Genomic DNA, 18,439 nt, shown 5'->3' with positions numbered 1-18,439 from the left:
CCGAAACCTCAGGCCCCGCTGCCATAGTGATCGTGCCAGATGCAGCCACCCCAGGACCAGCCCACGCCAAAGCCAACCAAAAGGTGCTTCGAGCCCTTCTTCAAGCGGCCTTGCTTCCGCAAGTCGTGAATCAACAAAGGGATGGTCGCCGATACCGTGTTGCCCACGTTTTCCAGGGCGATTGGCATGCGGTCGCTATCGACCCCCAGGCTCTCCTGCAACTGCTCCAGCATTTTACGGGTCGCCTGGTGAAATAGATAGAGATCGACCGCGGAATTAGGAATTCCAGCGGCCGAGAAAATGTTCTGCACGAGCTGCGGAATTGCACCCACGGTGAAGTTGATCAGGGCGGGACCATCCATGTACAGCCGGCTATCCCAACGCTTGCGATGTCGAGGTGTGTGGGCGTCTTCCGGACGACGAGCTCCACCGTCGGTCACCATCAGCGTGTCGGCTCCGGTCCCGTCGGTTCCGAATTGGAAGCCATCGAGTGTTGGTTCGTCGCAGGCCTCGATCAGCGTGGCCGCGGCGCCATCGCCAAAGATCGTTCGCAGGCTGCGATCGTCGGCGTCGATGTACTTGGAATAGGTCTCGGCCGTGATGAACAGCACTCGGCGGGCGATGCCGGCTCGGATGAGTCCTTCGGCAAGCGAGAGTCCATAGATGAAGCCAGAGCAGCCGAGGTTGAAATCGAGAGCCCCGCACGAGACTCGCAGGCCCAAACGTTCTTGCATCAAGCAAGCGGTGGTAGGCAGTGGATAGTCAGGCGTCTGGGTGCAGAACAACAGGAAGTCGATCGATTGAGGATCGACGTTGTGCTCTTCAAAAAGTCGCTGCGCAGCCTGGACACCCAGATCGGAAGCCGTTTCGGCTGGCTCGGCAATATGCCGCGCGGCGATCCCGGTTTTCGTAAAAATCAGATCCATGTCCCAACCAGGGAATTCGTCTTGCAGTTGCTGGTTGGTCTCAATCCTTTGGGGGAGGAAAGTGGAGATGGGACCGATGGATGCGTATTTCACAAACGACACTCTTCACTACGGAATTGACTGCGGGCGGTGGCCTTAAATCGGAGTAGCTTGCAAAGGCCTGCCCCGGGGCGACTTGGCGCAACTTTTGGGGTCCTCGAAGCTTATCAATTCCGAGAAATGTGCGATACCCTGCCGAACGATTTCCCCAATCTGGAGGGTTTAAGGGCCGAGACGGCTCAGTCATTCCCGTGCCCCATTCACGGACTGCGTCTTTCATGCAGACAGGGTCCGGTTAGGTAAACAAGGGAAGGCTTACTGACATCAGCCCATATGCTGCCCACGATCGGGGGAAAAAATTGCGGACCGAGGCCACCATCTGCCGAATAGACGTTCGTATCTCAATAACTTCCAGGAAACTGGGCGTCGTTTTGAAGGGAATCAAAATTGGCTGCCGGGCGTGTTCTCCGTTATTTACTGAAGTCTTGGTTTTCGAAGCCGGTCCACCAGCGCGAGATCTATTCTTGGATCCGCCAAAATGCTCCGGTGGTCAAGATCGCCGAAATCGGCCTCGGTAAAATCGAGCGGGCGAAAGAAATCATCGAGTTTGCTCAGCTTTATGCTGAGGGTCAGCGCATCGAGTATCTCGGCATCGACATGTTCGAGGGACGACCTGCCGGCGACGGCATCGCGCTAAAGACCGCTCATAAGACCCTCAACGCCATGGGGGCCAAGATTCAATTAGTGCCTGGCGATGCGGCGATGGCATTGCCCCGTGTGGCGAATACCGTCCGCGACGTTCACCTGATGATCATCTCGGCCGATCAAGATGCCGAAAGCGTCCGCCAGGCGATCTCATGGATTCCACGCATGCTCAACGAGCAGAGCCTCGTGCTGTGGGAAGTCCAGGCCGCCAACGGATCGTTGAGCTTCGGCCGATACCGCAAGGCCCAGATCGAAGCGATGACTACCAGCACGGTTCGCCGCGCTGCCTAAGCATTCGCTGGCTGGCTTGGCTCGATTTCACGAAAAGGCCGCGTTACCTCGCGCGGCCCTTTTGCTGCGCGAATGACTGATTGCTAGCGGCATTTTGCCAGTCGTTCCTTAACAGATCACAGGCTTCAAAGCCGATCGTTTGACAAGCCGTCACTCAGCGGGGCGTATTTCCCCCGGATACTTCGGAATGTCGCTCCGTACGACAGGCGTGTCGTGTACGTCGACATTGTTACGTTGCGTCGAATTTTGAAGGTATGGCTTTTCTCGGGGATTTATCGTTGAGAATCTTTGCGACCCTGCTGGTATGCAAATTGCATCTGTGCGGGCTGATTCTTTGGCAAAGCTCTCCCCCGGAACAAGACAGATGCAAAAAGCCCGAGGTTTTACCCTCGTTGAACTGTTGGTCGTGATTGCGATCATCGGAATCTTGATCGCCCTGCTCTTACCTGCCGTGCAGCAAGCTCGCGAGGCAGCTCGCCGGATGCAGTGCTCGAACAATCTGCGTCAGATGGCATTGGCCTGCCACAACTATCACGATGTGTTTGGCTCGTTCCCGACCGCTCGCCTTTCAAGCGGTACCAAGAAGTTTGGCCATATGGTCGGCTTGCTGGCGTTCCTGGAACAAGGCAATGTCGACGCCATGTTCGATCGCGATCTGGAAGGTGGTTTTGCCGCGCCGGCACATCAGACGATTCAGAACCTCGACATTCCGATCATTCACTGTCCGTCGAATCCTAACAACGACCTGGTGAAGCTGCGGAATTCCAACTACGGCAATTTCTTCACCACGTCCGGGGATACGTCAGACGAGACCGACCCGAACATCCTGACCGGGCGGGCACTCGATTACTGGGTGAACCATATCATCTGGTCGGCGGCCTATAACCTCGTTTCGACCAGTGGCGAATCCCCCACGCCGATCTTCGCCGGAAACTTCCCAAAGATGGCCCAGGTCACCGACGGCTTGTCGAACACCACCATGCTGATGGAACACGCCGGCTGGGATAAGCATTATGTGAAAGGTGTTGGCATGCCGATGCCTGATACAGATCGCACGATGGATCAGCCAGGGGCCTGGGGCTCGTGGCTTGGATGGTGTGCGTTCCGATTGCAGACCTACGACAATTACTCGCCGACGACCTATCCGACCGGAACCACGCCTGCGGGTTCGCAGTGTGCCGTCAACTGCAACAACTCGCAGGGACTTTTCGCGTTCCATCCTAGCGGTGCCAATGTTGGCATGGGGGATGGCAGCGTCCGGTTCTTCACGGAAAGCACCCCCCCGCGCGTTCTGCTTTTCATGGCTTCCCGCGACAGTGGCGAGGTGGTCGGTGAAGAGTAGTTTGAAGCAATGGGCTGCCCCGGCATCGGTCTCGGCGGCAGTCATCCTTCTGGTCACGATCTTTCTGGGAGGCTGTTCGAGCCCGCCCGAGAAGATCCTGGTGACTGGCAAGGTACTGATCAACGATAAAGAGGCAGACGGGGCCTACGTTCTGCTCTACAACGAAGGACAGGAAACGGAGGTCGCTGCCGCTTCGGCCCGAACGATCAACGATGGTTCGTTCAAGCTGGAAGTCGCCACGCCGGGCAATTACTTGGTAACCCTGATGTGGCCCAAGAAGGTGATGGACGACGGTGCGCTAATCGAAGGTGACGACCGATTCCAAGGTCGCTACCGGAATCCGCAGAAACCGGTTGCCAAGATTGAAATCCACGAAGGTGAGAACTCGCTCGAGCCGTTCACGCTGAAGGCCCGTTAACAGACAGGGCCTTTACTCGGCACTATACGATCGGAAACGCTACGACCCTGCCCTTTCGATCGCGATCGCATATGTCACGCCCCGTTCGGGATTGTCGGCAAATGTTTTATCGGGATCGTTGATCTGCAGAATGATCTTCTCGTAATCCTTGTCGGCTTGCCAGGTAAACGGCGTATCGGCCGTTCCGCCAGGGACCAGCGTCAGGGTTTGGACCTGATTGCCTCCGCTGATCGAACAGATTGCCATGCGGACCTTATCACCGCCGGCCGGTGCGTCGGCGTCAGGCGATTCCGAAGCCAGGTTCCCCCAAGACTTCCACTTGCCAGAGACGTATCGAAGTTTGAGAGTGTCCCCTTCTCGCATGGGACCGACGTCGTAGCCGATCTCTTGCTTCGCGGTGACGGGGATCCCCTTGAAGTCGAACGATTCGAGCGGTTCGTCACTGCTGCCAGGCATGGGAGAAGTGTCGGACGTAGTTGCTGCTTTCTGTGGACGAAGCTCCGTCGCAGCGATCCAGGCCGGGCGTCCCTGGCCGTTCATGTTGAACGTCACGTAGTAATGGTTGTCGCTTGGGCGGACCACAATCACCCTGCCCGGATACCACTTTCCATCAACCATCACATCGACCGAAGCCCCAGGCGCGTACGACTGTGTCGGATCGCCCGTTTCGGGTTCGGTTGGCATCGGTTCGGCTGGATCAGTCGTGCCCTCGTTCATGGCGGTATCGTCGGTCGAGGGACCTGCGTTGTTAGCCATGCCGCCGGTCGGAGGTGTCGTGCCTGGCGAAGAACTCCCAGCGGCAGCGGTGATGCCTGGCGGCAGCGGACCGCTTCCTTCCAGATACTTGAGATACGCCAGATCTTCGTCGCTGAGGTACTTCACCGGCAGCGTGATCTCGAAGTTGTCGGTCGTGCGGAAGGTGACGTAGTTCCCTTCCTTCTTGGTCGCCTTGCCATTGAACTGAAAGTTGCCGTGCTTGCTCTTCCAGACATGGCTCGTTTGCCGCTGGTTGAACGTGCTGGTCTGAGCCATGGCGAGACTTCCGCCGAAGGCAATCAGAACCAGGCAAAGCGTCGTCAAGAATGGAATCTTCGTTCGTTTCATCGTGCGGATTCCCAGCGTCCGAACCAAAGCAAGTGAAGCAGGCAGCTCTTTAGTATACATCCCAGGGGGATCAATGCTCCCCTGGTTCGACGGCGCGGAAGTGATTTCTTGGGCACCGATCTCCGCCCGTCGCTGGCCAGCAAATGCGACTAAGCTTTGCGAATGTTGCTGCGGTCGGCGATGTTGACCAGCGCGTTCCGGGTGTCGACGATTAGCTTCGAGTGCTTCGCAATGAACTCCCAGTCGTAGTCGTTGTGATTGGTGACAATCAGCACGACATCGGCCGCCGCCAGCGTTTCTGGACTCAGCTCGACGCTTTGCTTCTTTGAGAACTCGAAGCTTCGCATCGATGGCAACTGCGGGATGTAGGGGTCGTTGTAAGAGATGTTGGCGCCCAGCGGTTCCAGCAATTCCATGATGGCGAAGGCAGGGCTTTCGCGGGGATCGTCGACGTTCGGTTTGTACGCCACCCCCAGCATCAGAATGTTGCTGCCGCGGATCGCCTTTTCCTGCTCGTTCAGGGCCAGCATCAGCTTCTGGACGACGAACTGCGGCATGCTGGTGTTGATCTCGCCGGCGAGTTCGATGAATCGCGTCGGCATCCCTTCCTTGCGGGCGAGCCAACTCAAATAAAACGGATCGATTGGGATGCAGTGGCCACCCAGGCCAGGCCCAGGATAGAAGGCCTGAAACCCGAATGGCTTTGTCTTCGCGGCTTCGATCACCTCCCATAGGTCGAGGTTCATGCGATCGAAGAGCACTTTCAGTTCGTTCACCATCGCAATGTTCACAGCGCGATAGGTGTTCTCGAGGATCTTACAGGCCTCGGCAACTTCCAGGCTGCTGACTGGGATGATCTCGACGATCGCCTTTTGATAGAGCTGACAAGCCAGCTGCAAACTGTACTCTTCCAGCCCGCCGATCACTTTCGGGATGTTGGCGGCGGTGAACTTCGGATTGCCGGGGTCTTCGCGCTCGGGACTATAGGCGACGAAGAAATCAATTCCGGGCTTCAGACTAGACTTTTCAAGAATCGGCAGGACGATATCCTTCGTCGTACTCGGGTAGGTCGTGCTTTCGAGAACGACCAACTGACCTGGCCGTAGTGATTGGGCGATCGCTTCCGCGGTTCGTTCGACATACTTCAAGTCTGGGTCACGAGAACTGTCCAGCGGAGTTGGTACGCAAATCAACAGAACATCCGCTTCCGCCATGCGTACAGTATCGGTAGTCGCCGAAAAACGTCCCATCTTAACATTCGTCGCGATCCATTCGCCGGCGATATGTTTGATGTAGCTTTCCCCCCGGGTCAGCTTTTCAACCTTGGCAGGATCGGTATCGAATCCAAGGCAGCGATAACCACAGTCGGCAAAGGTTTTTACGAGGGGTAGCCCCACGTATCCCATGCCGATGACACCCACGATGGCCGTTTGATCCTCGAGTTTCTGGCGGAGAGTTTCGAAAGAAGGAGGAACATTTTGAACCATCTGCGTGTCTTTTCGAGTAAGCGTTACTAAAAGGAATAGGTCCGCTCCAGGCTTTCGCAGCAGCTGTCCCTTGAGGGGAGAATTGCTGCCGGTAATACTTAATCAACGGGGGTGATTTTGGATGCCCCGCTTGCCTGGGCAATTCGAGCTTAGCCCACGTCTGACAATTTAATAATGTGGGGCGTTTTAAGATTCGCCTATTGAAGTCGAAGACGTTAATATAAATCGACGGAGGGATGCTCCGCTAGAATTGCGAGAGGCTTTCTAAAACACTGTATGAGCAACGCAACTCCACCTAATTCGATGGATCGGCATTTCGAGGAGACGGTGATTGCGCCCGGGAATTCCGCGGTAGATCGAACCACGTCTTCTTCGCCACACATTGCCTTGGTGGAAGGTTCGTCGAGTCCTCACTTCTCGCGAGTTACCCAGTCGCTGCTGCGATTCCGTCTGCGGGTTGCCACGATCACGATGTTGGGCATCTTTGCCGTCTACTTCGTATGGCATCTCTACCAGTACTTCTGGGGTGGAGACATCGCGGAAAAGAACTCGATCTTGCTCGGCTTTCATGCTGGGGTATTGGTCGTTCTGGCTCTTTCGGGTTATTTGCTCTGTCCGAAGTGCGATGTCCGGCGGGGCGTGCTTCGCATGCAAGAGTGGGTTGTCTTCGGTCTGCCGGCAGTCTTCCTGTTGATGTCTCAATATCACTCAATGCAGCTTTGCGTCCGTGAATATGGCATGTTCCAAAATCCGGCCCCAGGCTGGTTGCTGTTAATTTTCATCTACGCATTGTTCATCCCAAATACCTGGCAACGGGCCGCCGGGGTGATTTCGGCGATGGTGGTCGCTCCTTTGGCACTGTTGGCGTACGCGTATGCCACCGATCGCCTTTGCTACGACATCATCTATGGCAATCCCGAGATGCTCGGTGAAATTGGTCTGAAGATGGTGATCTGCGGTGCCGTGGCGATCTTTGGTGTTTACACCATCAACGTCCTGCGGACCGAAGCATTCCATGCCAAGCAATTGGGGCAATACCGCCTCAGCCGCAGCCTGGGTGCGGGGGGCATGGGCGAAGTCTACCTGGCTCATCACTACCTGATGAAGCGTCCATGTGCGATCAAGATCATCCGTCCTGAAAAGGCGGGGGACTCGAACGTTCTGGCCCGTTTCGAGCGGGAAGTCCACGCCTCGTCGAAGCTTTCGCACTGGAACAATATCGACATCTTCGACTACGGCCGGACCGAAGATGGCACGTTCTATTACGTGATGGAGTACCTGCCGGGTTTGAATGTCTCGGACCTGGTAAATCGCTTTGGTCCGCTGCCAGCCGGCCGGGTAATCCACCTGCTGCGTCAGATCTGCGATGCCCTGAACGAAGCTCACTCGCAAGGCATGATTCACCGCGACATCAAGCCGGCGAATGTGTTCGCCGCGAAGCGTGGTGGTTACTACGACGTTGCCAAACTGCTCGACTTTGGTCTGGCCAAGCCGATCGCCTCGACAGAAGACTCGCAGTTGACCCAGGAAGGGATGATCACCGGTTCGCCGTTGTTCATGTCTCCGGAACAGGCCAGCGGCGAAAGCGAACCTGACGCCCGCAGCGATATTTACTCGGTGGGTATCCTCGCTTACTTCATGCTGACGGGGCATGCCCCGTTCGAGTACGATCGTCCAATAAAAGTGATCATCGCCCACGCTCACGAGGCGGTGGTCCCACCCTCCGAGCTGCTCTCGTCGATCCCGCACGATCTGGAAGCGATCGTGATGCGATGCTTGGCCAAGGATCCGGACGACCGGTTCCAGTCGATCCTCGACATGGCCGACGCCCTCGATAAGTGCGAATCGAGCGGTACCTGGAAGCAGGCCGACGCCGTGAAGTGGTGGACCGAGAACGAAACGATCGCTGAATGCCCTCAGCCCGAGGACGAGCACTCGCAGGCCGAGACCCGAATCGCAGAGATTCGCGGTTAAGAAGGTCCGTGTCATTTCTTCCCCTGGTCTCTGTAATTTTGTCAGAACCAGGGCATCTTCCCGGGTGTCATTGGGCTTGAATGGTCCGCAAAGAAGCCCCCTCAAGTGGTGGTTGGTCGCGGCCCCTCCCCGTTTCCAAAAAATCCAGATATAATGCTGGACTATCCTTATGCCTTGCCAGCCAAGTAGTTTGCTGGGGAACAGGCAATCCGAGCGATGCCCTATCTCGCTCGTGAATCTCTCTATGGACCTGACCGTTGCCGTTAGGGGAAGAACGAATGATCGCGGAAAATGCCCCCCGTACCATGTTCCAGAAAATCTGGGACAACCACGTTGTCGATGCGGAATCTGCTTCGCAGGCACTGCTGTACATTGACCTGCACCTGGTGCACGAAGTGACCAGCCCGCAGGCATTCGAAGGCCTGCGTCTGGCGGGTCGTAAGGTTCGCCGCCCAGAACTCACCAAGGCGACGCCGGACCACAATGTCCCCACCACCGATCGCTCGCTACCGATTGTCGATCAGATCTCGAAGCAGCAGATCGACACGCTTCGTCAGAACTGCGAAGACTTCGGTGTTCAACTGTTCGACCTGCACGACATCAAGCAAGGTGTGGTGCACGTGATCGGTCCGGAACTCGGCCTCACGCAGCCTGGGGCGACCATTGTGTGTGGCGACAGTCACACGGCGACCCACGGTGCCTTCGGTGCGTTGGCCTTCGGTATTGGTACGAGCGAAGTCGAGCACGTCCTCGCCACGCAGACCCTCATTCAGTCGCGTCCGAAGACGATGGAACTTCGCGTCAACGGCAAGCTGGCGCGTGGCGTCACGGCGAAAGACCTGGTGCTGTATCTGATCGGTCACCTGACTACCGCTGGCGGTACCGGCTACGTGCTGGAATACACCGGCGAAGCGGTCCGCAACTTGACCATGGAACAGCGCATGACTGTCTGTAACATGTCGATCGAAGCAGGTGCGCGTGCCGGTATGATCGCACCGGACGAGACCACCTTTGAATACATGCGTGGTCGCGAGTTCAGCCCGAAAGACATCGAAGCTGCCATCGAGCGTTGGAAGAACTTGCCATCTGACCCAGGTGCCAAGTACGACAAGGTCCTCGAGTTCGAAGCGAAGGACATCGCTCCTCAGGTTACTTGGGGCACCAACCCAGGTCAGGTTTGTGCGGTCGATCGCAACATTCCTTCGCCGGGCGATTTCGCCGACGCGACCGAACGTCGCTCGACCGAAGCGGCCCTCGACTACATGGCCTTGAAGGCAGGCGCTCCGATCACCGACGTTGAAATCAATCGCGTCTTCATCGGTTCGTGCACCAACGGTCGTATCGAAGACCTGCGTGCCGCGGCGAGCGTGGTTAAAGGTCACAAAAAGTCCGATCACGTGCATGCGATGGTCGTTCCTGGTAGTGGCCAGGTTCGTAAGCAGGCCCAGGAAGAAGGTCTCGACAAGATCTTCACCGAAGCGGGCTTTGAATGGCGTGAAGCAGGCTGCAGTATGTGCCTGGCGATGAACCCCGACAAGCTGGAACCAGGCGAACGTTGTGCTTCAACCAGCAACCGCAACTTTGAAGGACGTCAGGGACGTGGTGGTCGCACCCACCTGGTCAGCCCCGAAATGGCCGCCGCCGCGGGCATTGCTGGTCACTTCGTCGACGTCCGTCAGTGGGACTTCAAATAGTCTCCGGTCCAGACTCCAAGCAAATCTTTTTGAGCAAACGATCATGCAACCATTCATCAAAGAGACCGGCCTTGTGGCCACCATGGATCGGGCCAACGTGGACACCGATCAGATCATCCCCAAGCAGTTTTTGAAGCGTATCGAACGAACGGGCTTCGGACAGTTTCTGTTCTTCGACTGGCGTTACCTGGAAGATGGTTCGACTCCGAATCCTGAGTTCGAACTGAACAAGCCAGAAGTCGAAGGGGCTTCGATCCTGGTGACCCGTCGTAACTTCGGCAACGGTTCGAGCCGCGAACATGCTGTCTGGGCGATCGACGACTTCGGTATTCGCGCGGTGCTGGCACCAAGTTTCGCCGACATCTTCTACAACAACTGCTTCAAAAACGGCGTCCTGCCGATTGCCCTGACCGAAGATCAGATCGAAGAGATCTTCCAGCGTGCCGACAAGACCCCAGGCTACAAGCTGACTGTCGATCTGGAAGCACTGAAGATCACTGACGCTGATGGCCTTGAAATTCCGTTCCAACTGGACGAGTTCCGTCGCCACAAGTTGCTCAACGGTCTGGACGATATCGCCCTGACCCTCAGCCGCGAAGAAAAGATCGCCGCCTACGAGCAGGCCCATGGTATCGGTGCTTAAAACCCGCACCATGCAAGCATAAATTGAGGCGAACTTCGGTTCGCCTTTTTTTGTGCGCCCATGGTTGGAAACGCTCCATCGCTTCGCCAAACTATAGAAGAGTTGCTTCTGCGAACATGAGAACGAGAACTATCATGCTAAGTCGATTTTTGCTTTCCACTCCCCTGCTCTTTCTTTCCGCGATGGTCGCCCAGGCCGAGATCAAACCGGAAGTGATCCTCGAAGGTTTGAAGTGCCCCAGCGGCGTCGCCATTCAGCCCGAGACCGAAACGGTCTTCGTCGCTGAAACGGCCGCATCACAGATCATTCGCGTCGTGGATGGCAAGGCGGAAGTCGTCGTATCGGAGTTTCCCGCCGACGAATACGGCAAAGGCCCAACCTATCAAATTGGTCCTTTGGGACTCGCCTTCCTCGACAAAGAACACCTGGTGGTGGGCGATGGCAGTTTGAAGGATGGCGAAGAAGTCGTTCGCGTTTACACCATCGGTGAAAATGGCGCCGAAGTCCAAAAGGCGGACGCCGGTAAGAAGACCAACCCACTGGAAGCCGAAGGGGAGATGCCTGGTGAAGGAAACTTCTACAGCGTCGCGGTCGATATCGACAACGTTTACGTCACCTCGAATGGCGACGACAAGAAGGGCTGGATCGCACGGGCCTCGCTCGAAAAGGATGGCCTGGGCGAACTGACCCGTTACATCCCGACGAAAGACAGCGTCGACGTCGATGCCCCTGCCGCGATCACCATCAGCCCGCGCCGTGAAGTGGTCGTCGGCCAGATGGGCGAGATCAACGATCAGAAAGATAGCCTGCTGACCTTCTACGATCAGAAGTCGAAGAGCCTGCTGCTGAGTCTGCCGGCGGAACTTTACGATGTCGTTGGTTTGGCTTACAGCCCGAAGACAGGGCGTTTGTACGCAGTCGATTACAGCTGGGCCGATCCGAAGCAAGGTGGTCTGTATCGCCTCGACGCGGTGCGTCGCGATGGTCAGCAAATGGTCAAAGCCACCAAGCTGATCGACTTGGATCAGCCAACCGCACTCGCTTTCAATCAAGCAGGCGAACTTTACATCACGCTGTTTGGCAATGGCGACGGTAAAGATACCAGCAAGACGCCAGCGACCGGCAAGCTGCTAAAGATCGGCGAAGGTTTGTAATTCGCGATCAAGAAACAAATAAGGGCACGACCGATGGTCGTGCCCTTTTCTATTTCGAGTGTCCGTTGCTGGTGGCGACTAAGCCGAGCCAACCGAGACTTCTTCGGTCTTAGTAACGGTGAAGCCAAGATCTTCCAGCATCTTGTAATCGTCTTCGGCGGTCTGGCCTGGCGTGGTGAGATAGTCGCCCAGGAAGATCGAGTTCGCGGCGTACAAGCCCATCGGCTGTAGGCTTCGCAGGTGAATCTCGCGGCCGCCAGCGATGCGGAGTTCGCTGCTTGGATTCGCGAAGCGATACAAAGCCAGGATTCGCAGGCACTGACGTGGGCTCAGGTCTTTGCCCAGGCCTTGGAGCGGCGTTCCGTCGATTGGATTCAGGAAGTTGACCGGAATCGAGTGGACGCCCAGGTCGCGAAGTTCGAGAGCCATCTTTACGACGTCTTCGTCCGCTTCGCCCATGCCGACGATCCCACCGCTGCACATTTCGAGGCCGGCGTCTTTGACAGCGTTCAGCGTGTTGATGCGGTCGGCGTAGGTGTGGGTCGAGCAGATCTTTTCGTAGTATTCGGCACTGGTGTTCACGTTGTGATTCACGCGATCAACACCACAAGCCTTCAGGCGATCGGCTTGTTCCGAGCTCAAAAGACCCAGGCAAGCACAGATCTTCAAGTCGTACTTTTCTTTGATCTCGGGCACGATCGTTTCGACCGCCTTCATTTCGCGTTCGTTCGGACCGCGAGCCGAGATCACGATGCAGTAAGTCTTCACATCCCGTTCAGCAGCGATCCGGGCACCTTCCATCAGCTTATCGCGGCTGAGGAAGTTGTACTTCGGGATCTCGGCGTCGGAGACCTTCGACTGCGAGCAGTAACCACAGTCTTCCGGGCAGAGGCCGCTCTTGGCGTTCATCAACTGGTATAGTTGGACGGTCTTGCCGAAGTGCTGTCGACGAATCTTGAACGCGGCGGACATCACATCCAGCAACTCATCGTCGGACGAATGGAGGATCGAAAGACCTTCTTCGAGCGTCAATTGATGGCCACGCAGAATTTCGTCGGCCAGAGCGGACCAGGATAGCGTCGATATCGACATCGGCGGCGTTCTCTTCATTACAATCGGACAGAACATCAATAAACCGGCCAAAAGGCCAGCCTGACATTCTAAAACGCCTGGGCACGAATTGTAAGGTGAGTCCCCATCGCGACTTGGCAGCAGGGTGGTTTTGGGGAAGAATGCAGGCAAGGAGAAGCCATTGATCCAGGAAACGCCCGTCGGTCGCCATCATTTCGTTCGTATCAGCGTGCTAGGCCACGTTGGCCGATTCACATCGGTTGACGCTGTTACTTACGGACGAGGCATGCGCGTCATCTGCCGCACTTCCCGAGGATTAGAGGTCGGCGAGATCCTGTCGCCTGCCAGCGAAGCGGAATCGCACGACTCGGACGGCTCAATTTTGCGAGGCGTTACGGTCGAAGACGACCTGCTGATTGCTCGTCTGGAACGCAATCGCCAAGAGGCGTTTGCGGCTTGCCAGCAAGAATTGGCCAGCCGGGGGATTCAAGTTCCCCTCCTGGAAGTCGAGCAGTTGTTCGATGGCAGCTCGTTATATTTTTACTTCTTGGGAGATGTTCCCGCCGAGGTCGCTGATTTAACTTCTCAATTGGCCGAGACTTACAACGCAGCGGCCGGCATCAGCCAGTTTTCGGACCTGCTGGAAACGGGCTGTGGTCCTGGTTGCGGGACCGCCGAAAAGGCAGGCGGCTGCGGCGGTGCTTGCACCAGCTGTGCGATCGCGGGTGCCTGCAAGAAGTAATGAGTTCGCTTATTCGCCGTCGAAGTTGACCCGAATCACTTCGGCCAGGTCGAGCAGCAATTGGTCCCCTGCCCCTTGGAAGGAAGCTCCGTGCATCACCGCCAAGGTTTCTGGCTTCAAGTCGGCGAGCTTCCTCAGGACTCCTTCGGTTTGCGACGTATACGGCATGTAGCCAGCCAGTGGACCTTGCCGCAGGAACTGCATTCCTTCGGTCGTTGGCTCGATCAGCGAGTCGGTCGTCAGCGGGGCCACATCGCCAAAATGGTGAAACAGGTCCGAGCAGAAAAGTGTCTTCGTCGTTTCTTCGAACAGCACGCCGGCATCCCAGCCATGCGGAATGTGAGGCGAAGGGTAGAACCGGTAGCGATATTTGCCGGTCGAAAGCACATCGTCCGGCAGCATGCCTCGGGCGGGCCGATCGGAAAAGTCATCGACACTGACCAACTTCCCCACGAGCGTGCAAACTGGCTCGGCATTCGGGGCGATCTCGAGCCATTGATTCAAGGCGCCACATTCGTCCGACTCGAAGTGGCTCCAGGCAATGTACTTCAATGCGGCTGGATCGACGATCTTCGAGACCGCTTCCAGCAGCGGCGGGAACATCGCTTTCAAGCCGGTGTGGAAGAGCAGCGGCTCGTCATCCTTCACGAGAAAGTGATTGAACTGCATGTTCAATTGCGGCACAAACAGCGACAGTCGATACAGATCGGGTGCGATCTCGGCAACGTTGACCATCAAAAGCGGCCTTTCGCGAGGCGGGACTTTAGCTTATTTCAATACCCAGCGAAAAGAAGTGTAGCCGAAACAGAAGCTGCAGCAGAATACAAACTTCGCGATCTTCTTCGCTCAAAGATAGAGCCTCGTCCGCCAGCAAAAAGTCGGCATCCCCGCGAGGTGATGTTGCTCGATGCTGAACGTTGGCGTGCCGACTGGCGAAGATCGGGATGTCGTTCTGGCCCGGCCGGCACCACGCAAACGTTGCATTCGTGGTGCTGGGGGCAAACGGCACATCAATGTGCCCGAGCGATTGTTCGTCTCGGCGAATTTCAATCCGAAACGGCCGAAATCCTAACATCCACTCGGCCCATGCCATGCCGCGCTGAAACAGCGACTTCGAGTCGTCGGCATGTTGCGATTCGTCGATGGCAAACGCCTTCAACTGACCCCGAGGCATCTCACCGCAGTAAAGCTGAATCGTCTGCGGTGAGCTTTGCTCGGCGAATGCCGTCAGCGCCGTTGCCTTTCCCACGAGGCAAGCCAGGCACCAGTCCAGCGGATCGTTCTCGTTGCCGCCGGAAGCGTAGTTGACCTCGCCGATTGGCGACTGTTTTTCGCGGGAAGGATCGTACGAAAGCAAGCCGATGCTTGAGCCCGATCCATGGTGAGCCGCCAGAATCAACGAGTCGAGCGGTATCGCCGTTTCGGTCGGCGGACACCATACCGACCGGGTCGTGGCTCTGGTCGCTGTGGGACTCTGGGCGAACAAGTTGGCAATCCGTTCCGACATGGGGCGTTCGCTGAAAAGGGAGATGGAGTATCGCCGGGGATCTTCATCCTACCGAACGTGAGCAGGTCGTGCCAACTTACTGGGTTCTTTCAGCGATGCCATGAACCGCAGTTTCTCGACAACCGGTTGCGTGAACACTTCCGGCACCAGATCCAACAGGCCGATGTCGCGATTGAACTCGTTCGCCATCACACCGATTTCGCGATAGGTTTGCAGCCACTTATCGAAGTCATCGGCCGGAACCTCCGCTTCGATCCGCGGAAACGACTGGGCCGTGATTACGATCGCCGTCATATCGAGATAGGCGGCAAAGCTCTCGGCGAAATCTTCCCAGGGGTGCATCGTCGCATACCCAGAAATGAACTGTTGCTGCCAATCAGACTGAGGCCCATTCTTATAATAGGCCTGCTGGGCTTCGGCGTAGGTTGGGTCTTCTTCGTTGCCAAACAGTTCTCGGAACTCACTGAGAAGCTTCGGTTTGACGATCAGGTCCCAGTAATAATGGCCCAGTTCGTGGCGGAAGTGCCCGACCAGGGTTCGCTGCGGTTCGCCAAACTCGACACGGGTCTGTTCGCGATGGACGCTGTCGGCTTCCTTTACATTGATGGTGATCACTCCGTTGGCGTGCCCGGTCGAAACGGGCTGGGCGTCGTCCGCTTTGAACTCGAACCAAAGTGGCAGCAGTTCGTTTTGTGACGGCATGCCAATCGGAAGCCCAATCGACTCGATGCCATCGAGCACACGACGCTTAGCCGTTTCAAGTCGACGCCATTTCTCCAGATTGCCAGGAACCTTCAAGTCAGGGATGACGCGATTCAGCCGGCAGTAGGTGCAGCGTGGCTGATCTTCTTCTTCGATCTCGACGCCGCGATTGCAAACCTCGTGATCGACCCGGTTCTGGCACATCTTCAACACGTGGCCGCAGCCAGCGGCGGTGCATTTCCAAGAGCCATCTTTCTGTGGAGCCATCGCCGCGACGTTTCGGCAACAAGGGCACATGGCAACCGTCGCATCGCAGGCAACGCATCGAGTACTTCCAAAGAACAACTTGCGACCACACTGGCAGCGAAAGGTCCGCATGGCGAACTCACTTTATGGGAAAGGAACAGAAAAATGGGGTATCAGAACGTTGGCCTTCACTGATGCAATTCCTGGTCCAGTGTAGAGGAAAGATGCCTGGAAGCTTGTGATCGAAAGAGATTCATCGGGTCCCTGCTGGCGGGTGGTACTGCGGGAATTTGTTGTTTTCGAGGCTCGATTTTGTTGAAAGCCAACTCGACGCAGCTTCACGATTTGGAAACTTTGTGGCCTCTGAGAGCAGAAAGGATGGCAAATTCATCACCCTTTCATGTGGATTTGCGAATGTAAGGGCGGCTCCCCTACCCCAAAAACAGGTGAATCTGATAGGATTTTCGGTTCGTGAACGGAAGATTAGGCCTGTTCTATAACCACTAGACTCAAAATGCGACGCGACGACCTTCGGAACATTGTGATCATTGCCCACGTCGACCATGGTAAAACAACCTTGGTTGACTGCCTGCTGCACCAGAGCGGCCAGTTCCGAGAGAGCCAGCTTTCGAGCGAGCGAATCCTCGACTCGAACGATCTGGAAAAGGAACGCGGCATTACGATTCTGGCGAAGAATATCGCCCTCCCTTACAACGGCGTGAAGATCAACATCGTCGATACCCCTGGGCACGCCGACTTCGGTGGCGAAGTCGAGCGCGTGTTGAGCATGGCTGACGGTGCCGTCGTGCTGGTTGACGCCGCGGAAGGCCCAATGCCACAGACGCGGTTCGTGTTGTCGAAGGCGTTGGAAGTTGGTTTGAAGCCGATCGTGCTGATCAACAAGATCGACAAGCCCGATGCCCGTCCGCACGAAGTTGTCGACGAAGTGCTCGACTTGTTCCTCTCGCTGGGTGCCAGCGATGAGATCGCCGAGTTTCCTTACCTGTTTGCCAGTGCCAAGGCGGGCTTCGCTTCGGAAGATCCAACGGTCCGCGAAGGGGACATGCGTCCATTGCTCGACCTGGTGCTGAAGCACATCCCAGGCCCCGACGTCAATCCAGACGGTCCCCTTCAGATGCGTGTCACGACCCTCGACTGGTCGGAGTACACCGGTCGTATCGCGATCGGCCGCATCAAGTCAGGCAAGATCAAGAAGGGCCAGTCGGTGATGGTCTCGAAGGCGAACGATACCTTCGAACGTGGCCGTGTGGTTGCCCTGCACGTCTTCGAAAACCTCGGTCGTGCGGAAGTCGATGAAGTGGGCGCTGGTGACATTGTTGCCGTGACCGGTATCGAAGACATCGACATCGGCGATACGATCTGTGCGGTCGACAACCCAATGCCGCTACCACGCGTGGCGGTCGATGCCCCGACCCTTGAAATGATGTTCACCATCAATACCTCGCCACTGCTGGGTAAGGATGGCAAGTACGTTACCTCGCGTAACCTGCGAGATCGTTTGGAAAAGGAGCTCGAACGCAACGTTGCCCTGCGAGTTCGTCCTGGCGATTCCGGCGATAGTTTCCTCGTGAGTGGCCGTGGTGTGTTGCACCTGGCAGTTCTGATTGAAACGATGCGTCGTGAGGGTTACGAACTGGCCGTGGGCAAGCCGCAAGTGATCATGCGTACCGTGGACGGTGTCAAGGAAGAACCTTACGAACAACTCGTCATCGAAGTGCCATCCGAAAAGATGGGCCCGGTGATGGAACTGGTTGGCGAACGTCGTGGCGAGCTGGTCGAAATGCAGCCTCGTGGTGACTACAGCCAGGTGATCTTCACGATCCCTTCGCGTGGTCTGATCGGGCTGCGAACCAAGCTGCTCAACTCGACCCAGGGCGAAGCAATCGTCAACCATCGCTTCGAGTCGTACCGTCCGCTGTCGGGCGAAGTGCCTCGTCGAGCCAACGGTGCGATGATCTCGATGGTGTCAGGCAAGGCCGTCGGTTTCGCTCTGTTTGCTTTGCAGGAACGTTCCGACATGTTCGTTCGCCACGGCGACGAAGTGTACGAAGGCATGATCGTCGGCGAAAACTCGCGTGGCGACGACCTGACGGTGAATCCGACCAAAGAAAAGAAGCTGACCAACATGCGAGCTTCCGGTTCGGACGAAAACATCGTGTTGCGTCCACCCAGAGAAATGAGCCTGGAAGTCGCGCTCGAGTACATCGAAGATGACGAACTGGTCGAAGTGACGCCGAACCACATCCGTCTGCGAAAGATCTTGTTGAAAGAAACCGATCGCCGACGTCAGAGCCGCAAGTAAACCTTCCGGTCAAGAGACAACAACGAGGCCGTGGTATGGGGAACATCCCTACCACGGCCTTCGCGCTTCTT

General features: G+C 56.6%; 16 protein-coding genes. 9 read left to right on the top strand and 7 right to left on the bottom strand.

The annotated features are described in order from the left end of the window. Positions 1–8: 8 nt before the first annotated feature. Positions 9–1,019, bottom strand: a complete 1,011-nt coding sequence (locus AB1L30_RS14415) for a ketoacyl-ACP synthase III (protein ID WP_367014137.1) — start codon at positions 1,017–1,019, stop codon at positions 9–11. A 492-nt stretch (positions 1,020–1,511) separates the two neighbouring features. On the opposite strand from AB1L30_RS14415, the gene AB1L30_RS14410 reads away from it, so the two are divergent. The 3 genes from AB1L30_RS14410 (at position 1,512) to AB1L30_RS14400 (ending at position 3,721) form a co-directional block, all read left to right on the top strand. Next, positions 1,512–1,961, top strand: a complete 450-nt coding sequence (locus AB1L30_RS14410; RefSeq protein WP_367014136.1) for a hypothetical protein — start codon at positions 1,512–1,514, stop codon at positions 1,959–1,961. Positions 1,962–2,325: 364 nt separating this feature from the next. Beyond that, the gene (locus AB1L30_RS14405) at positions 2,326–3,303 is read left to right on the top strand and encodes a DUF1559 domain-containing protein (protein ID WP_367014135.1); all 978 of its coding nucleotides are present in this window, start codon (positions 2,326–2,328) and stop codon (positions 3,301–3,303) included. Further along, the gene (locus tag AB1L30_RS14400; protein ID WP_367014134.1) at positions 3,293–3,721 is read left to right on the top strand and encodes a hypothetical protein; all 429 of its coding nucleotides are present in this window, start codon (positions 3,293–3,295) and stop codon (positions 3,719–3,721) included. Before AB1L30_RS14405 ends, AB1L30_RS14400 begins: the two co-directional genes overlap by 11 nt. 39 nt (positions 3,722–3,760) lie before the next feature. On the opposite strand, the gene AB1L30_RS14395 is transcribed toward AB1L30_RS14400, so the two are convergent. Continuing rightward, positions 3,761–4,825 (bottom strand): hypothetical protein, encoded by a 1,065-nt coding sequence (locus AB1L30_RS14395; protein WP_367014133.1) that lies wholly within the window; start codon positions 4,823–4,825, stop codon positions 3,761–3,763. Between the two features lie 149 nt (positions 4,826–4,974). Further along, positions 4,975–6,312, bottom strand: coding sequence for a nucleotide sugar dehydrogenase (locus tag AB1L30_RS14390; RefSeq protein ID WP_367014132.1), 1,338 nt, complete (start codon positions 6,310–6,312; stop codon positions 4,975–4,977). 276 nt (positions 6,313–6,588) lie between these two features. Here AB1L30_RS14390 and AB1L30_RS14385 point away from each other — a divergent pair, with 276 nt between their 5' ends. From AB1L30_RS14385 to AB1L30_RS14370, 4 genes are all read left to right on the top strand, one after another. Further along, positions 6,589–8,286 (top strand): serine/threonine-protein kinase, encoded by a 1,698-nt coding sequence (locus tag AB1L30_RS14385; RefSeq protein ID WP_367014131.1) that lies wholly within the window; start codon positions 6,589–6,591, stop codon positions 8,284–8,286. A gap of 278 nt (positions 8,287–8,564) precedes the next feature. After that, positions 8,565–9,980 (top strand): 3-isopropylmalate dehydratase large subunit, encoded by a 1,416-nt coding sequence (leuC, locus tag AB1L30_RS14380; protein ID WP_367014130.1) that lies wholly within the window; start codon positions 8,565–8,567, stop codon positions 9,978–9,980. A gap of 43 nt (positions 9,981–10,023) precedes the next feature. Beyond that, entirely contained in the window at positions 10,024–10,623 is a 600-nt protein-coding gene (gene leuD, locus AB1L30_RS14375) for a 3-isopropylmalate dehydratase small subunit (RefSeq protein WP_367014129.1), read from the top strand. Positions 10,624–10,757: 134 nt separating this feature from the next. Beyond that, positions 10,758–11,777 (top strand): hypothetical protein, encoded by a 1,020-nt coding sequence (locus AB1L30_RS14370; RefSeq protein ID WP_367014128.1) that lies wholly within the window; start codon positions 10,758–10,760, stop codon positions 11,775–11,777. Positions 11,778–11,855: 78 nt separating this feature from the next. Here the strand turns inward: AB1L30_RS14370 and bioB are convergent, their stop codons facing one another. Further along, positions 11,856–12,869, bottom strand: coding sequence for a biotin synthase BioB (gene bioB, locus AB1L30_RS14365; RefSeq protein ID WP_367014127.1), 1,014 nt, complete (start codon positions 12,867–12,869; stop codon positions 11,856–11,858). A 160-nt stretch (positions 12,870–13,029) separates the two neighbouring features. Here bioB and AB1L30_RS14360 point away from each other — a divergent pair, with 160 nt between their 5' ends. Continuing rightward, complete coding sequence (locus tag AB1L30_RS14360) at positions 13,030–13,590, top strand: PSP1 C-terminal domain-containing protein (protein WP_367014126.1); 561 nt, start codon at positions 13,030–13,032, stop codon at positions 13,588–13,590. A gap of 9 nt (positions 13,591–13,599) precedes the next feature. On the opposite strand, the gene AB1L30_RS14355 is transcribed toward AB1L30_RS14360, so the two are convergent. Genes AB1L30_RS14355 through AB1L30_RS14345 form a run of 3 tightly spaced genes read right to left on the bottom strand, consistent with a single transcriptional unit; the run spans position 13,600 to position 16,177 of the window. Next, positions 13,600–14,325, bottom strand: a complete 726-nt coding sequence (locus AB1L30_RS14355) for an MBL fold metallo-hydrolase (protein WP_367014125.1) — start codon at positions 14,323–14,325, stop codon at positions 13,600–13,602. Between the two features lie 28 nt (positions 14,326–14,353). Beyond that, positions 14,354–15,097, bottom strand: a complete 744-nt coding sequence (locus AB1L30_RS14350) for a hypothetical protein (protein WP_367014124.1) — start codon at positions 15,095–15,097, stop codon at positions 14,354–14,356. Positions 15,098–15,145: 48 nt separating this feature from the next. Then, positions 15,146–16,177 (bottom strand): putative zinc-binding metallopeptidase, encoded by a 1,032-nt coding sequence (locus AB1L30_RS14345; protein WP_367014123.1) that lies wholly within the window; start codon positions 16,175–16,177, stop codon positions 15,146–15,148. Between the two features lie 382 nt (positions 16,178–16,559). Between AB1L30_RS14345 and typA the strand changes: the two genes are divergently transcribed. Continuing rightward, entirely contained in the window at positions 16,560–18,368 is a 1,809-nt protein-coding gene (gene typA, locus AB1L30_RS14340; protein ID WP_367014122.1) for a translational GTPase TypA, read from the top strand. The last annotated feature ends 71 nt before the right edge of the window (positions 18,369–18,439 follow it).

Source organism: Bremerella sp. JC817, from assembly GCF_040718835.1.
Taxonomy (GTDB): domain Bacteria; phylum Planctomycetota; class Planctomycetia; order Pirellulales; family Pirellulaceae; genus Bremerella.
Note: the sequence above shows the minus strand (reverse complement) of the source record. Positions and strands in the feature narration are given on the sequence as shown.

Bases quoted from the DNA above. Each gene is read 5' to 3' on its own strand.
- AB1L30_RS14405 (WP_367014135.1), top strand. From the start codon at position 2,326: ATGCAAAAAGCCCGAGGTTTTACCCTCGTTGAACTGTTGGTCGTGATT.
- AB1L30_RS14395 (WP_367014133.1), bottom strand. From the start codon at position 4,825: ATGAAACGAACGAAGATTCCATTCTTGACGACGCTTTGCCTGGTTCTG.
- AB1L30_RS14390 (WP_367014132.1), bottom strand. From the start codon at position 6,312: ATGGTTCAAAATGTTCCTCCTTCTTTCGAAACTCTCCGCCAGAAACTC.
- AB1L30_RS14385 (WP_367014131.1), top strand. From the start codon at position 6,589: ATGAGCAACGCAACTCCACCTAATTCGATGGATCGGCATTTCGAGGAG.
- leuC (WP_367014130.1), top strand. From the start codon at position 8,565: ATGATCGCGGAAAATGCCCCCCGTACCATGTTCCAGAAAATCTGGGAC.
- leuD (WP_367014129.1), top strand. From the start codon at position 10,024: ATGCAACCATTCATCAAAGAGACCGGCCTTGTGGCCACCATGGATCGG.
- AB1L30_RS14370 (WP_367014128.1), top strand. From the start codon at position 10,758: ATGCTAAGTCGATTTTTGCTTTCCACTCCCCTGCTCTTTCTTTCCGCG.
- bioB (WP_367014127.1), bottom strand. From the start codon at position 12,869: ATGTCGATATCGACGCTATCCTGGTCCGCTCTGGCCGACGAAATTCTG.
- AB1L30_RS14355 (WP_367014125.1), bottom strand. From the start codon at position 14,325: ATGGTCAACGTTGCCGAGATCGCACCCGATCTGTATCGACTGTCGCTG.
- AB1L30_RS14350 (WP_367014124.1), bottom strand. From the start codon at position 15,097: ATGTCGGAACGGATTGCCAACTTGTTCGCCCAGAGTCCCACAGCGACC.
- AB1L30_RS14345 (WP_367014123.1), bottom strand. From the start codon at position 16,177: ATGCGGACCTTTCGCTGCCAGTGTGGTCGCAAGTTGTTCTTTGGAAGT.
- typA (WP_367014122.1), top strand. From the start codon at position 16,560: ATGCGACGCGACGACCTTCGGAACATTGTGATCATTGCCCACGTCGAC.